General features: G+C 31.0%; 12 protein-coding genes. 6 read left to right on the top strand and 6 right to left on the bottom strand.

Annotation, left to right across the window (positions count from 1 at the left end; genetic code table 11):
• From SVN78_03645 to ileS, 6 genes are all read right to left on the bottom strand, one after another.
• A partial coding sequence (locus SVN78_03645; protein MDY6820701.1) for an L-threonylcarbamoyladenylate synthase occupies positions 1-562 on the bottom strand: 562 nt, incomplete at its 3' end.
• The gene (purE, locus tag SVN78_03640) at positions 563-1,063 is read right to left on the bottom strand and encodes a 5-(carboxyamino)imidazole ribonucleotide mutase (protein ID MDY6820700.1); all 501 of its coding nucleotides are present in this window, start codon (positions 1,061-1,063) and stop codon (positions 563-565) included.
• Between the two features lie 102 nt (positions 1,064-1,165).
• Complete coding sequence (purD, locus tag SVN78_03635) at positions 1,166-2,446, bottom strand: phosphoribosylamine--glycine ligase (GenBank protein ID MDY6820699.1); 1,281 nt, start codon at positions 2,444-2,446, stop codon at positions 1,166-1,168.
• 33 nt (positions 2,447-2,479) lie between these two features.
• Positions 2,480-4,081, bottom strand: a complete 1,602-nt coding sequence (purH, locus tag SVN78_03630; GenBank protein ID MDY6820698.1) for a bifunctional phosphoribosylaminoimidazolecarboxamide formyltransferase/IMP cyclohydrolase — start codon at positions 4,079-4,081, stop codon at positions 2,480-2,482.
• Entirely contained in the window at positions 4,062-4,556 is a 495-nt protein-coding gene (gene lspA, locus SVN78_03625; GenBank protein MDY6820697.1) for a signal peptidase II, read from the bottom strand. Before lspA ends, purH begins: the two co-directional genes overlap by 20 nt.
• Entirely contained in the window at positions 4,546-7,317 is a 2,772-nt protein-coding gene (gene ileS / locus SVN78_03620; protein MDY6820696.1) for an isoleucine--tRNA ligase, read from the bottom strand. The genes lspA and ileS overlap by 11 nt, the downstream gene beginning before the upstream one ends.
• 182 nt (positions 7,318-7,499) lie before the next feature.
• On the opposite strand from ileS, the gene polX reads away from it, so the two are divergent.
• From polX to SVN78_03590, 6 genes are all read left to right on the top strand, one after another.
• Positions 7,500-9,242: a DNA polymerase/3'-5' exonuclease PolX gene (gene polX, locus SVN78_03615; GenBank protein MDY6820695.1), complete on the top strand. Its 1,743-nt coding sequence runs from the start codon at positions 7,500-7,502 to the stop codon at positions 9,240-9,242.
• Positions 9,230-10,474 carry an FtsX-like permease family protein gene (locus SVN78_03610; GenBank protein ID MDY6820694.1) on the top strand — a complete coding sequence of 415 codons (1,245 nt, stop codon included), beginning with the start codon at positions 9,230-9,232 and terminating at the stop codon, positions 10,472-10,474. The genes polX and SVN78_03610 overlap by 13 nt, the downstream gene beginning before the upstream one ends.
• Positions 10,471-11,694, top strand: coding sequence for an ABC transporter permease (locus SVN78_03605; GenBank protein MDY6820693.1), 1,224 nt, complete (start codon positions 10,471-10,473; stop codon positions 11,692-11,694). Before SVN78_03610 ends, SVN78_03605 begins: the two co-directional genes overlap by 4 nt.
• Before the next feature lie 115 nt (positions 11,695-11,809).
• Entirely contained in the window at positions 11,810-13,525 is a 1,716-nt protein-coding gene (locus SVN78_03600; protein MDY6820692.1) for an FAD-dependent oxidoreductase, read from the top strand.
• On the top strand, positions 13,522-14,700 hold the full coding sequence (locus SVN78_03595) for a hypothetical protein (GenBank protein MDY6820691.1): 1,179 nt from the start codon (positions 13,522-13,524) through the stop codon (positions 14,698-14,700). The genes SVN78_03600 and SVN78_03595 overlap by 4 nt, the downstream gene beginning before the upstream one ends.
• A gap of 32 nt (positions 14,701-14,732) precedes the next feature.
• A partial coding sequence (locus tag SVN78_03590) for a glutamate synthase-related protein (protein ID MDY6820690.1) occupies positions 14,733-16,466 on the top strand: 1,734 nt, incomplete at its 3' end.

Genomic DNA, 16,466 nt, shown 5'->3' with positions numbered 1-16,466 from the left:
TTTTATTATTAAGCTTTCTATTTTTACCCTGTGAGATAAGTTTTTCTATCTCACAGGGTGAATATAAATATAAAAAAATATGATTTTTGAAGGTTTTATAGATGTGTTTAAAATTATGGATATAGGGTGTATTTGATATATTTGCGCTAGTTGCTGTAATTGGGGTATTTACTTTATCTAATGCATTTATTATCCAATCAGAATCCGGTAATCTTAATGCTATTTTACCCTCTTCGGTATACATATTATTGATATGCTTATTAGCTCTAAATATTAAAGTATATGGGCCAGGCCAAAGCTTTTTAATAATTTTGTATTGAATATCTGAGATATTAACAACTAATTGCTTTAATTGATTAATAGAGCCTATAAGTATAGGAAATGCCTTTTTTGTATTCCTAAATTTTATACTAAATATAAATTTATTAGCCTCAATATTATAGATTGAGGCCCCAATTCCGTATATAGTATCTGACGGGAAGATGATCGGTTTTTTAATATCATTAGAGAATCTTAAAGTCCTTTCAAGATTTTCTGCATTTGCTTTTAAGAGTAACAACACTTAGAGATCTAGGTTTTTAAGTGTATCAAAATGATCTATTTCAACTTTTTTAGCTAGTTCTAATTTATATGATTTCAGTTTTTCCTTTAAGGAATCATCTTTTAAGGATAGGATTTGAATAGCAAATATTGCTGCATTCTTTGCCCCTTGTTTACCTATTGACATTGTAGCAACTGGTACTCCAGCAGGCATTTGAACCATTGATAATAGTGCATCAAGCCCCATAAGAGATGTAGAATTAATAGGGACAGCAATAACTGGAATTGAGACATAGGAGGCAACTACACCAGCTAAATGTGCTGCTGCCCCTGCTATTGCAATAATTACCTCTATATTTTCTTTACTAACAGTATCAATAGCCCATTTGTGGGTTCTCTCAGGTGATCTGTGAGCAGAAGAGATAATAAGGTTATATTTAACATTAAAATTCTTCAATATCTTTATAGTTTCCTTTGCAAAATCTATATCGGATTTACTCCCAAGTATTATACCAACCTTCAAAGATCACCTCCTTACTGGTGTTAACATACAAGACCATTTAAAATTTTTGTTTTTATATCTAAATTATAAGTTTTTAAAACCTCTATTACTATTGAAATTATTTTAAACATATTTCAAGCCTTTATAACCAATATCGTCTCTGTAATATGCACCATTGAAATGTATTTTCTTAACAGCCCCATAGGCTTTTTCTATAGCATCTTTTAGTTTTTTTCCTTTAGCTGTTACTGTTAATACCCTACCGCCATTAGTTAGTATTTTTCCATCTTTTAATATTGTTCCTGAGTGAAATATCTTTACATCCCTTTTATTCTCGAATTCTTCTAAACCTGTAATCTCAAAACCTTTCTCATATTTAGCAGGATAACCTTTAGAAGTCATTACGACACATGTAGCACAATCATCTGACCAATTTATTTTGATTTTATCCAATTCATTATTATGATATGCTTCTAATATCTCTAAAAAGTCACTATTTAACCTCATTAGTATAGGTTGTGCCTCTGGATCGCCTAATCTACAATTAAATTCTAATACTTTTGGCCCCTTTTCTGTTACCATTAAACCTGCATATATAAAGCCTTTATACTCTATTCCCATTTTTTTCAATTCGTTGATAGTTGGTTTAATAATATATTCAGTGGTGTAATTAAAGTTTTTATCATCTAAAATTGGGGCAGGTGAATAAGCACCCATCCCACCAGTATTTGGACCCTTATCTCCATTAAGCAATTGTTTGTGATCCTGACTAGAAGCAAGGGGTAATATATTTTTACCATCAACTAAGGCTATATAAGAAGCTTCCTCTCCTGTTAAATAATCTTCTATTATTACACTTGGATTTTTATCATTAAATCTATTTTCAATAAATATAGAATATAGATATTCTTCGGCTTCTTTTTTGTTAGCTGCTATTAATACTCCTTTACCTGCTGCCAAACCATTATATTTTATAACAATAGGAAAGTTTGACATTTTCATATATTGAATGGAAGAATTGTAATTGTAAAAATTCTTATATTTTGCTGTAGGTACATCTGCTTTTTCCATAACTTGTTTAGCAAAAATTTTACTAGATTCAATTTGAGCAGCTTCTTTGCTTGGGCCTAATATATTTAGATTTTTTTCATTAAAATAGTCAACAATTCCTTTAGAGAGTGGTAATTCTGGGCCAACAATAGTAAATTTAACATCATTTTTATTGGCAAAATCTGCAAGGCTTTTAAAATCTTCTTGTGAGATGTTTATATTTTTACATTTTTTCTCAATTTGTGTTCCACCATTCCCTGGTGCAACATACACAGTTTTTACATATTTGCTTTGGGCTAGAGAATATGCAATAGCATGTTCTCTACCACCTGAACCAATGACAAAAATATTCATTTAGCAAACCTTCAATTTAATTAATTTATTAATTTAATGTTTAAAGTGTCTTATACGGGTAAATACCATTGCTATATTATGTTCATTTGCAGCTTCTACCGACTCTTTGTCACGAATTGATCCACCTGGTTGTATAATAGCTGATATTCCATGTTTTGCAGCCTCATCAACACAATCCCTGAAAGGGAAAAATGCATCAGAAGCCATAACAGTACCGTTTAAATCTTTTGATGCTTTGTTTATTGCTATTTTAAGTGAATCAATGCGGCTCATTTGGCCTGCGCCAACGCCTATTAAACTGTTCTTATCAGTAATAGTAATTGCATTGGATTTTACATGTTTTACTATCTTCCAAGCAAATATTAAAGCATCTAACTCATCATTTGTTGCTTTTCTGTTTGTGGGAAACTCAAGTTTATTTTTATCTAGAATTTGTGTATTTTTATCTTGTAATAGGTAAGCACCAGTAACATTTTTTACTTCTAACTCACCATTTGTTTTGTTTGCATTCTCTGAATGATTAACAATAAGTCTTAAATTTTTTTTCTTTTGCAGTATTTGTAAAGCTTTATCACTAAAATTTGGAGCAATAATTACCTCAAAAAATATTTTTGACATTGCTTCAGCAACATTTTCATCTACAGTTTTATTAAAACAAACTATTCCACCAAAGGCACTTAAGCTATCTCCTTCAAAAGCCTTATTAAATGCATCTAATGTAGTTCTACCTATAGCTGCACCACATGGGTTTGTATGTTTGATGATAGCACAGAAATTATCCCCATTAAAATCATTTGCTAGATTTATAGCTGCGTCAATATCTACTAAATTATTATATGATAGCTTCTTTCCATGGAGTTGTTTTAGATTATGTAAGCCACTATTACCTACAAAGGAGCTGTTTTCGTAGAGTGCTGCTTCTTGATGTGGATTTTCTCCATATCTTAAGATATCTAATCTTTTTGCAGGAAGTGTCAAATATTGAGGAAATTTATTATTTATATTTTGCCAAATGTTAGTATTTAATTTTAATACATCAAATGCGTTAGAGAAGTACTTTGCAATAATACTGTCATAGTATGATATAAATGAAAAAGCTTTTATTGCAAGAAGTAACCTAGTATTATAACTTAGATCATTATTAGTATCTAATTCCTCAATAACCTTTGGATAATCCTTTGGATCTATAACTACAATCACATCTTTAAAATTTTTTGCTGCAGCCCTAACTAGGGTTGGTCCCCCAATATCAATATACTCTATATCTTTTTCAATCTTTCTATTGTCCTCTTGTAAGAAATCTTTGCTAAAGGGATATAGATTTACTACAACAAGGTCTATATTCTTAGCGTTAAATTCCTTTAAATCATCAATATGTTTCTTATTTTCCCTTTTATAGAGGATGCCAGCAAATATTTTAGGGTGTAGTGTTTTAACCCGACCATCTAGAATTTCTGGTGATCCTGTAAAATCACTTATTTTTGTAGTATTTATACTGTTTTCCTCTAAGAGTTTAGCTGTTCCCCCAGTTGAGATTATCTCTACATTATTAGAACTTAAATATTTAGCAAAATCTATAATACCACTTTTATCAGATACGCTTATTAAAGCTCTTTTAACTTTTAATGCTTTCATAATTTTTAGCCTCTCTTAAAAATATAAAATCAATTAATAGTATTATAATACCAATTGTAATTGAGCTATCTGCTATATTAAAAGCAGGATAGTGCCAATTGTGTATATGAAAATCTATGAAATCTATAACCTTACCAATCCTTATCCTATCAATTAGGTTACCTGTAGCCCCTGCTAAAATCATTATATACCCATATTTAGCTATTATTCTATTATAATCTTTATATAAAAAGTATAAAAGAGTAAAAATTATAATAATATAAATGGCTATAAATATAAACCTCAATTCTTTAAAATTTAAATTAGCTAAAAGACCAAAGGCAACACCTTTATTTTGTATATGTGTTATATTTAGAGTTTTAAATACTTCAATTGAAGAATATAAAGGTAGAATGTTTTCTATAATAATCTTCGTATATTGATCTAAAAAGACCAATATTAAATATATAACAAATAGTATAACTTTATTTCGCATTTAATACATTAAAACATCTTGAGCAAAGGTTATCTTCATTAACAGTATCTGAATGATTCCAACATCTCTCACATTTTGGCGCTTTAGAGGCATTTACTTTTATAATTCTTTCATTAGTATTTGAATATATAACGGATGCTTTAGAAACCAAGAAAATACGCTCCAAAGTTTCATCAATATTTAGAAATTTTTCATATTCTTTGCCTATTTGTAATTCAATTTCTGCGTCAAGGGAATGTCCAATTATCTTATTTTTTCTGGCTTCTTCGAGGTGTTTATTAACTTCATCCTTTAAGGTTAATATAAACTCAACTTTTTCTAATAGCTCATTATCAATATATGATTCAATTTTAGGAAAAGTCTCTAAAAATACTGAGGTTTTTTTATTTTTAAAGTTTGGCAAATATTCCCACAATTCTTCAGCTGTAAAAGATAAGATTGGTGATATTAATATACAAAATTCTTTTATTATTGTGAAAATAGCAGTTTGTGCAGATTTTCTTTTAAGGGAATTACTGCTTTCACAGTATAATCTATCCTTTAGGACATCGATATAAAAGGATGATAAGCTGTTTATACAAAAGTTTAACAATGTGTGATAGAAAATGTGAAATTGATATTCATCAAAAGCATTGTATATTCTTTTTTTAATATTTTGCCATTTTATGAGTATATATCTATCTAATTCTAACATATCTTTAAAGGAAACATAATCATTATCGGGATTAAAATCGTAGATGTTGCCAAGCATATACCTTGCTGTGTTTCTTATCTTTCTGTAGGATTCAACTAATCTCTGCAATATATCTTGTGAGAGTCTTATATCTTCTGAATAATCTTCAGCTGAAACCCAAAGCCTTAATATTTCAGCTCCATGCTTATCTACAATATCAAAAGGAGTTATTACATTCCCATATGATTTAGACATTTTTCTTCCCTTTCCATCTACAACAAAGCCATGGGTTAATACTTCTTTGTAGGGGGCTTTGCCTCTTGTGCCTACACTTTCTAATAAAGATGAATGAAACCATCCCCTATGTTGGTCGCTACCTTCTAAATACATATTTGCAGGCCAATTAAGTTCTTTTCTATTCTCGCATACTGCTGCATGGGAGGAGCCAGAATCAAACCAAACATCTAGTATGTCATCTTCTTTTCTAAAGTCTCTTGAGCCACAATTAGTACACTTAACATCTTTATCGGTAAATGTTTCAATAGGGTATTCAAACCAAGCATCGGCACCTTCCCGCTGAAATAGTTCTACCACTTTATCTTGTAAATTTTTATCTGTATAATAATGGCCACATTTTTTGCATATTAGTACTGCAATAGGTACACCCCATGATCTCTGTCTTGAAATACACCAATCAGGCCTGTTTTCGATCATTGAATATATCCTTTGCATACCCCATGAGGGTATCCATTTTACCTTTCTTATCTCATCCAATGCTCTTTTTCTTAGATCGTTTGCGTTCATTGATATAAACCATTGGGGTGTTGCTCTATATATTACTGGTTTTTTACATCTCCAACAATGGGGGTATTGATGTTCTATTGTGTGAGAAAAAACCAAGGATCTATTTTCATCAATATATTCTAAAATATCATTATTAGCCTCAAATACATTTATTCCTCCAAAGAGCTCCAGTTCTTTATTAAAATTGCCATAGTCATCTACTGGGTTATAGGCCTCTAAATTGTATTTTAAACCGATGATGTAATCCTCTAAACCATGCCCAGGTGCAGTGTGTACAAGGCCTGTGCCCTGATCTTTTGTTACGTGGTCTGCTAAGATCAATTTTGATTTCCTATTATAAAAAGGATGTATTGCCTCAAGATTTTCTAGTTGTTTGCCATTTACTATTTTTTCAATCTTGTATTCTTTTACCCCAAACTGATTTACTATATTTTTGGCTAGCTCCTCCTCAATTACCAATATGGTGTTATTGTCTAAGTTCTTATTATTTGTTTTTAATATGTTGATAAAGGCATAGTTAAAATTAGGGTGTACTGCTATTGCTAAATTAGCTGGTAAAGTCCATGGCGTTGTTGTCCATATAACAAAATATATTTTTTTATTCTTATCAATATTTAATTTTTCATTTGTATCCAGATCTGCCTCAAATTTAACAAAAATTGAGGGTGATTTATGATTATAATATTCAACCTCAGCTTCAGCTAATGCGGTTACACAACTTGCACACCAATATACAGGTTTTGAACTTCTTATAACACCTTTATTCTCGAAAAATTTATACAATTCCCTTACTATTATTGATTCGTATGTATAATCCATTGTAATATATGGATTATACCAATCACCAAAGACCCCTAATCTTATAAATTCTTTTCTTTGTATATCAATATATTTTTCAGCATAGTCTCTACATTTTTTTCTAATTTCTGCTTTTGATAGGGAAGATTTTTTACTGCCTAACTGTTTATCAACTTGATGTTCAATTGGTAATCCATGACAATCCCAACCTGGTATGTAGGGCGAATAATAACCTTCTAATAATTTAATCTTAACTATTATATCCTTTAATATTTTGTTTAGGGCATGCCCCATATGAATATGTCCATTTGCATAGGGAGGTCCGTCGTGTAGAATATATTTTTTCGACTCATCTCTTTCATTTAAAATTTTGGAGTATATATCTAAATTTTGCCACCACTTTATCCTTTCAGGCTCTTTTTGCGTTAATTTTGCTTTCATTGGAAAATCTGTTTTTGGTAAATTAAGCGTATCTTTATACAGCATCTATCCCTCACACTTATTAATGTAGAAATATATTTTTAATTAAGCTATTTAGCACTTTATTGAATATATATCAAGTGCTTTCACTTGTTAACTAAATTCAACAAAGTAAAGAAACTTTGATTTTGTAATTTTAAAAGCAAAGTACTTTTCATATATTTTTTATTTTATATATTTATATTATTATGATTACTAATGATGAGATAGCAAATATACTGAAAGAATATGTTGTCCTTTTAAAATTAGAAAATAAGGACCCCTTTAAAATTAGGGCTTATGAAAGGGCTATTAATAATATTATAAATTTGCAAGAAAATATAGCTGAATATTATAATGAAAATAAAAAATTAATAAATATCGATGGGGTAGGTAAGAATATAGCTGGTAAGATTATATCAATAATAGAGAATAATAGCTTTGAAGAACTAGAAGCTTTGAGATCGAAATACCCCCAAAGTTTATATGAATTATTTAAAATTCCGTCACTTGGAGTTAAGAAAATAGCTAGATTATATAAAGAGTTAGGGATAGATAACATTAATGAATTAGAATATGCATGTAAAGAAAATAGATTATTGAAATTAAATGGTTTTGGGAAAAAAATGCAAGATAACATATTAGAAGGTATAAAAATAGCTAAGCAGTTTGCAGGAAGATTACTATGGGCAGATGTAGAGCACTTGGCAATTTATTTAAAAGAAAAGATTCAATCCTGTGAAATTGTTGAAAAACTAGATGTAGCCGGTAGTTTTAGAAGGAAACTTGAAACAGTCAAGGATTTGTATATTGTAGTTTTGCTTAAAAATGACAGTGATAATGCACGCATACTATTTTTGGAATTATTAAGTAATTTAAATAATGTTAAAATAAATGATAGGCAAGAAAAGAAAATAGCAATTACAATTAATAATTTTCCAGTTAATATTATAATAGCAGAAAGTGATAATTATATAAATATGTTGCACTATTTGACTGGTAATAAGGATCATATAGAAAAGTTAAGAGTAATAGCTGATAAAAAAGGTTATAAGCTAAATGAATACGGTTTGTTTGAAGGTAGCAAAAAAATTGAAATAACAAGTGAAGAAGAAATCTATAGAAAACTTGATCTTCCATATATTATACCAGAATTAAGAGAGGGTTTATTTGAATTTGAAAATAAAGTTGATAGAGATATTCTAATTAATATAGTTGATATTAAAGGTATTCTGCATATTCATAGTAGTTATTCTGACGGTCTAAATTCTTTAGAGGAGATTGTAGAGGAGTCTAGAAAAATCGGTTTTAAGTATATAGGCATAAGTGATCACTCAAAAAGTGCATATTACGCTGGGGGGTTAAAAGAAGATGAGATTATAAAACAAGCTGAAGAAATAAAGAGGTTAAATTCAAGATATAACGATATTAAAATATTACATGGTATAGAATCAGATATTAGAGCTGATGGTTCTCTTGACTATGATGATGATATATTAGAAAAACTTGATTTTGTTATAGCAAGTGTACACTCAAATTTTAATATGAGTAAATCCCAGATGACAGAGAGGATTTCCAAGGCTATTAGAAATCCCTATTCTACAATTTTAGGGCATATGACAAGCAGACTACTGTTATCAAGACAGCCCTATGAGCTAGATATAGAAAAGATAATTGAGGAAGCATCAAAGAATAGGGTAATAATTGAACTAAATGCAAACCCACAGAGATTAGATATAGATTGGCGTTATATACCCTACGCAATTAATAGAGATGTTATGATTTCCATTAATCCAGATGCGCACAACATTAATGGACTTAATGATTATAGATATGGTGTTTATATTGGTAGAAAAGGTTTGCTTGCTAAAGAGTTAACATTAAATACTAAACTAGTGGATGAAATATTAAATATATTTAAAAGTATTAAGGAATATAAATTATTAAAATAACTTTTTTTAGGAAAAAGGTTATATTTTTTTTAGAGGCATTTAAAGCCGTTCGTTGTTACAAACTGCGCACCTATCTTTCTATTTTAAGCATTGGCTTGGGTATAATTGGGGTTACTTTAGTTGCAGGCTCAATTAATGGCACAAAGAATAAGATATACAGCTTATTAAGTCAATTTGGATCAGATTCAATGTTGATTATTGGCGGAAGTAGAACTATTGGTATATTTAAAAGGCAGAAAACTTTAACATTTAATGATGCTGTTGCTATAAAAAATTCTTTTCCAGATGCATATATATCTGTCCCTATGAGCTCTGTAAGTGATATATACGCTAAAAATGGGGATAATTATACACAAACAAGAATTATAGGCTCCACAGAGAATTATGCCTTAGCCTGGAATTCTGATATCAATAATGGGCGTGATATTAGCGAGGTTGACGTTAAATACTACAAAAAAATTTGTTTGATAGGTTCCTATACGAAAGAAAGGCTGTTTGGGGAATTACCGGCTATAGATAGATATATATTAGTTGGTAACTTCTATTGTAAAGTTGTTGGGGTGTTATCTGAGAAGGGTGTTTCAAGTCATGGTCACAATATAAATGATAGGATAATAATTCCTATAACTACACTAGCTCGTTTTATAACAGATGAGTATACCTATGTAAATGCCATAAGGGTTAGATTTGATAATCCTTCTACACTTGTTCAAAAGCAGAAATCTCTAGAGAATTTCCTACGTATGAGAAAAGGCGATAATAATTTTACAAAAGATTCAGAAGATAGTGGTTTTTTTATTATTAGTCCTCATGAAATCCTGAAATTTTTTATAGCTATCTCTGGTTCTCTCATATTATTTTTAACAATAATCACATTATTATCTACTGCTACTGGAGGCTTTGTTGTTGCTAATCTATTTTTAGCCTCAACTAGGCAAAGAATAAATGAGATTGGCATTAGAAGAGCTTTTGGAGCAAAAAAAAGCGAAATCTTTATACAATTTCTATATGAATTTATTATTTTGTCGATACTTGGTGGTATAGTAGGTTTTATTCTTGGAGTAGTATTTTCTGTCTTTTTAAAAACCTCTGGTTTTTTTGAAATAGATTTATCACCTCTCATCTTTATAATTGCACTTGTTTCTTCAATAATTATTGCTTTAATTTTTGGCTATGCGCCTGCTAAAAAGGCTTCAAATATGAACCCCATTGAAGCAATAAGGACAGAATGAGAAAATTAATAATAACATTAAAGATAGTAACAAATGTATTAAGAAGCTATAAAGGGCGAGCTATACTTGCTATAATTGGGATATTTTTGGGGAGTCTTTCTTTAACATTGGTATTTAATATCTTACTTTCAATTAAACAAAATGTATTAAATGAAGTGGAGAAATTTGGTGATAGAATAATCACTGTAGTGGCAGGAGAAGTTGTAAGGGCAGGTAGAGATAAAAGCATAGATACAGCAAAAACAATGACATTAAATGATGTAAACCTTTTAAAAAATCAAGTAATTGATATTTTAGATATAAGTCCCTATATAAAAAGATCTATCACAGTTAGATATAAAGAGGCATTCATTACCACAAACCTAATTGCAACTAGCCATAATTATTTTAAAATGAGGAAATTAGAGCTAAAGGAGGGTATGTTTTTTAATAAGGAAGATACTCAAGATCAAAGAAAGGTTGTGGTTTTAGGCTCTGAGATAGATGAAAAGATAGATAATAAAACTAGCTTAATAAACAACAAGTTAGTTATTAAAAATTCTGTGTTTAATATAAATGGAGTAATAAAAGAAAAAGGCACTGATATCAATGGAAATAACTTAGATGATGTTGTTTTTGTGCCTATAACAACATACATGAATCGTTTGGATGATATTGATTATATTGATTATATTGATGGAATGGAGATGAAGATAACTAGTTGGGAAAAATTTCCTGACATTGAAAAATCCATAAAAGCATTATTGAGAGAAAGTCATGGCCTTGATAAGGATATGGAAGACGATTTTACAATAATTAATCCAATAGATGCAAGAAGGCTTAGGAGTGATGTTGTTAGTTTAGTTGATTCCTTGGGCAAAATAACGTCTGTTATATCCTTTTTGATAGGTGGGTTAGGTATTTTTTCTATAATGTTATTAATAGTTGGATTAAGAAGATATGAAATTGGCATCAAAAGAGCAGTGGGAGCAAAAAAGAGGGATATTTTTCTACAATTTATCTATGAATCAACCTTTATTACGGTTTCCGGGACAATTGTTGGTATTATTTTTGGTATTTCTATATCTTTAGTAATATTTAGTATTGCAAGTTTACCGGCTATAATATCAACTAAAGGTATATTATTTTCTTTTCTCTCATGCATATTTATAGGTTTTTTTTCTGGTGTTTACCCCGCATATATTGCTGCTCGTTTAAAGCCAATTGATATTATAAGATAATTTTACATATTTTTATAATTAAGTAAAAAAAATACTATTGACAACCTAATGTTTTTAAGTATTTTTATGAATAATTCTAATTAAAATAAGAAAAAATAAAATACAAGGGGTTTAGATGGAGAGATTATACCCAATATATATAAACAAGAAAAGTCCTTGTTATTCCAAAGATCATATAGGTAATACTGGTTGTCCTGCTAGAAACGACATCCCTAGATTTTTACATCTAATAAAACTAAAGCGCTTTAGCGATGCCTTTTATGTCTTAAAAGAGACAAATCCTTTTTCAGCTGGTTGTGGGAGATTTTGTGACCACCCATGTGAAACTGCTTGTAACAGGGCTAAATTTGACGAACCAGTTGATATTAAAGCTTTGGAGCGTTTTATTGCTGATTGGGGTTATAAAAATGGATTAACTCCTATTAAAAAAAGAAGTCGTAATAATAAGCAAATTGCGATAATAGGATCTGGTCCATCTGGCTTATCTTGTGCATATTTTTTAGCGATCAATGGCTATAACACTGTTGTTTATGAAAAACATAAAGAGGCAGGAGGATTATTAACTGAGGGTATACCTACATATAGATACCCAAGGGAGATATTCTATAAAGAGCTAGAATTTATTAAGAAAGCAGGTGTTAAAATAGTTACAGATTTTAATGTAGATAAAAATAGATTTCTAAATATAACTGAGGAATTCGACGCAGTTATTGTAGCAACAGGTGCTAATTCACCAAATTATCCTGGTATAGAAGGCGAAAGACTAGAGGGGGTTCAATCAGGTTTGGAATTCTTGAGAAAGATTAATTTGGGAGAAGTTGATAAACTTAAAATTGTGGAAGGTGAGAAGATAGCTGTGATAGGGGGTGGATATACAGCCTTTGATGTTGCTAGGGTTGCAACGAGATTAAAGGCAAAACCTATGATTATATATAGAAGGACAGAAACAGAGATGACTGCCCACCCTGGAGAGTTGAAAGATACTAGGGATGAAGGTGTGGATTTTAAATTTCTTTTACAACCCTATAAGATTAAAAAGATAAATAACAAATTAAAACTAATATGCCAGAAAATGAAACTTGGTGCTGTTGATGAAAGTGGACGATCGAAACCTATCCCTTTGAGGGGTAAATTTGAAGAGATTGAAGCTGATAGAATAATATTTGCAATTGGTGATAATCCAAACTTATATTTTGTAGGCGATAGATTTTTTATTGAATACCCAAGATTGCACTGTCCAGACTTAAGGGAAGAGTTGATCAAGAAAATATTTGTAACAGGTGATGCAGCTATGGGATCTGCACCGGTAGCTGGTATGGTTGTCAGAGCTATTGGTCTTGCGCAGGACACAGCTTTAGCTGTAAGAAATTTCTTAGGCGAGGAAATTGAAGAATATAATAGAATTAATGATATTGCTTACTTTGATAATCTAAACACTAAGTATTTTGAAAAATCTTCAAGAGCTATAGAAGAAAAACTAAAAGCAGAAGAGAGAAGGGATAATTTTGATGAAATTGTAAAAACTATTGATGAAAGTATAGCCCCCCTAATGGCTGAGAGGTGTTTTTTCTGTGGTATATGTATTCAATGTGACTGGTGTTATTATTATAGTCATGGCTCAATAATAAAGATTAAAAAAGAATGGTCAAAAGATATAGATGAATATTTTTATTACTTTATTAAAGAAAAATTGGGAGAAGCCACCTACAAAAGCGTTGAAGCGTGTCCTAGGGCTGCTTTATCTGTAGTTAAAGAGAAACCAAATTATAAAAAATATATTGATAAACAATATATAGATAATAACGCTATCCTTAAGGAGTCTAAGAAATGATTACAAAATATGAATTTTCTGGAGGGAAAGAAGGTGTGCCAAGTGGGGCTTGTGGTCTTTTGGCTGCTGCAGGTGAATTTAAACTAAGCTCTATAATTAAAAGTGCTGAGTGCTTGCAGTATAGAGCCCGAACAGGTGCAGGTATAACAATTAAGGGTCTTTATAAGGATCTAAACTTTTATGTTTTACATATTATGTTTAGAAATCAATACAAAGTTAAAGAACTAGAAGAAGTTTTAAATGATTGGGGGATTAGAATTTTGGAGGTTCATGAACTTGTAGCTAGAAAATATTATTATGAATATGATTTACCTATTATTAAAAGCTATTATATAAGCCCTCCTTCTGAGGATGAGATGATGTATAGGGAGAAGATCAACGACCCAGAAAAATATATTAGATTGCAGGTAACTAGATTCAATGCTAATTATATAGATGATGCAAGAATATTTTCAAGCTCTAGAGAGAACGGCACTTTTCTTACTGCTTTTCAATTAAGTGATACTGTTAAAATCTATGATATATTACAATATGAAGATAGTTTTTATGACGGTTGCTTAATCCATTTACGTTGGCCAACGAGTAGGGGTAGAGGTTTGTGGTGGGGCCCTCAGCCTATATCACTTTGTGATATTGCCGGTATACATAATGGACACCTCTCAAGTGACAGGTCAAACTCACAAGCATTAGAACAACTTGGTATAGTTCAGCATGTGGGCACAGACTCAGAGGCTATTTTTCTTATGATAGACTATCTAATTGATAACAACTATTCCCTAGAGGAAATTGAGTGGATCTTATGTAGAAAATTTCCACAGGAAGAAAATGAAATGGATAGAGATAAAAGACTTAGATATAGAGAGTTAATAAACTCTCCTTTATTAAATAAAATGAAGGTTAGTGGTCCAGCTACGGCAATTGTTTTAAAGGATAATTATCTTATTGGGCTTACAGATCGAGACCACTTGCGTTCATTTAGTGTGGGTTATAATAAAAAGGTTGCCCTTATGGGATCAGAACAGCGGGCAATAATTTCAGCATCTTATTATTTAAATGATTCTCTTGATGAGCTATATGATCCAGAAGCTGGCAAGATATTGGGTTTTAGTGTGGATAAACAGAAAATACAATTATTGGATTACAACTGGAAAAAATATAGTGACCTAGTTGTTTAAAAAAGCATTGAACATTAAAAGAGGGTGTACCTATGAATAATAGTATAAATTGTAAGTTAGATGTTATAATAAAACAAAGTGTAAAATATGTTGAGCCCAAAGAAACTGGTATATCAGCGATAGGGGCTAAATATTGGGTTAAAGTAACTGAAGAGGAAGAAGAAAAAGGTAGGGGTTGTGTTTTTTGTGGCAGATGTGTAGAAGCATGCACCCACAATTTAACGCAACAAGATAGTGAATTTGGTGTATTCTCAATGGAAGAGAGATACTATGATGCAAATGGTAATAGGGTTAACGTAGAGGCCTCAGATAAAATAAAACTAATAGAGAAAATATTATGGATTAATCCTGATGAATGTTGCAATTGTAAAAGATGTGTAAAGATGTGCCCGCAAAGAGCTATAAAAATTTATAATAACAAAGATTACTTTGATATTGGTGTAAAATTAACTGACAGTGAAGTGATAAATGAAGTCTTAACAAGAGCAAAAGGCACCTCTACAATTGGGAGTGCCCACTATGGTAAATACCCTTCAAAATTATCTGAAGATTGGTTAATTGATGCAGCAGAAATATTAAGTCCTCAAAGGGATCATTTACATGAATATGCAGGCTCATTATCTGATATTTATTTAGGAAAAAGAACTGCAAAATTTAAATGTAGTACCCCCATTTTTGACGTTCATATGAGTTACGGCTCAAACAGTCATGAAGCATTTTTATCAAGGTTAATGGCTGATATAAAATTGCAAAGACCTTTTTTTACTGGCGAAGGGTTCTTACACCCTGATATGATGCCTGCTGCAAAACATTGTATTGTGCAGTTTGGTTCTGGTGGTTATGGTCCATGGGTAGAACTAGATAAATTTGCTGGATTTTCAATGAAATATGGTCAAGACGCTAAAAAAGGTAAAGGTGGCAGGCTACAAGCTAAAAAAAATGATATTGAGATAGCCTTACTTAGATGTGTTGAGGCGCTTAGGAATTTAAATGCTCCAAATCCTCAACATCTGCAATACTCTATTGAAGAATTGCCTATGAGGGTTGAATCATTAAGAGCTCTTTTAGGGGATGAAAAACTTATTGGTGCTGATGTTTATGGGACAGCCTGGAATTTTACAGACATTGTTGTAGCACTAGCAAAATCAGGGTTTGATTATATTACTATCAAGGCAGGCGATGGGTCAACAGGGGCAGCACATCTAGTAGATCTAAAGAATAGGGGTCTTAATGTAGTGTATTTGACACATATTGCTGATCTTGCATTGAGAAGGGAACGCTTAAGGGAAAAGGTTTCAATAATTTCTGAGGGTGGGGTGTTAAATAGTTTCCATGCTTTTTTAGTTTTATTAGCAGGGGCTGATTTTGTAGGTATGGGTATGAGAACACTGCATCCACTTGGTTGCACACTATGCCAGCGATGTCATACAGGGCAATGTGCTTGGGGGATTACATCAAGGCAATATGGTCATAGAATTGATCCACAACATGGAAGTGAGATGATAGTAAATATGGTAAAATCCTTTCATAAAGATTTAGAAGGATTAGCTGCTGGATTGGGTATGAGCACCCATGCTGATGTTGTTGGCTCTCGTAGATTTAGATACCATGGAAATGACACATTATTATATAATACCTTTGGAAAGAAGGAGCATGAAAATCAAGTAAAAATTGTCTCTTCTTATAATAGTGAATATAATATCTTTATATTTAGTAGTTATGAAGAATTAAAAATTTCTAATAGAAATGTAATTGATAATCATTTA

This window comes from Deferribacterota bacterium (assembly GCA_034189185.1).
GTDB lineage: Bacteria > Chrysiogenota > Deferribacteres > Deferribacterales > UBA228 > UBA228.
The sequence above is the reverse complement of the archived record's forward strand: the minus strand, read 5'-3'. Positions and strand labels throughout refer to the sequence as shown.

Excerpts from the sequence above, each read along its gene's own strand:
- polX (MDY6820695.1), top strand. The coding sequence starts at position 7,500 with ATGATTACTAATGATGAGATAGCAAATATACTGAAAGAATATGTTGTC.
- SVN78_03605 (MDY6820693.1), top strand. The coding sequence starts at position 10,471 with ATGAGAAAATTAATAATAACATTAAAGATAGTAACAAATGTATTAAGA.
- SVN78_03595 (MDY6820691.1), top strand. The coding sequence starts at position 13,522 with ATGATTACAAAATATGAATTTTCTGGAGGGAAAGAAGGTGTGCCAAGT.
- purH (MDY6820698.1), bottom strand. The coding sequence starts at position 4,081 with ATGAAAGCATTAAAAGTTAAAAGAGCTTTAATAAGCGTATCTGATAAA.
- purD (MDY6820699.1), bottom strand. The coding sequence starts at position 2,446 with ATGAATATTTTTGTCATTGGTTCAGGTGGTAGAGAACATGCTATTGCA.
- SVN78_03600 (MDY6820692.1), top strand. The coding sequence starts at position 11,810 with ATGGAGAGATTATACCCAATATATATAAACAAGAAAAGTCCTTGTTAT.
- lspA (MDY6820697.1), bottom strand. The coding sequence starts at position 4,556 with ATGCGAAATAAAGTTATACTATTTGTTATATATTTAATATTGGTCTTT.
- ileS (MDY6820696.1), bottom strand. The coding sequence starts at position 7,317 with ATGCTGTATAAAGATACGCTTAATTTACCAAAAACAGATTTTCCAATG.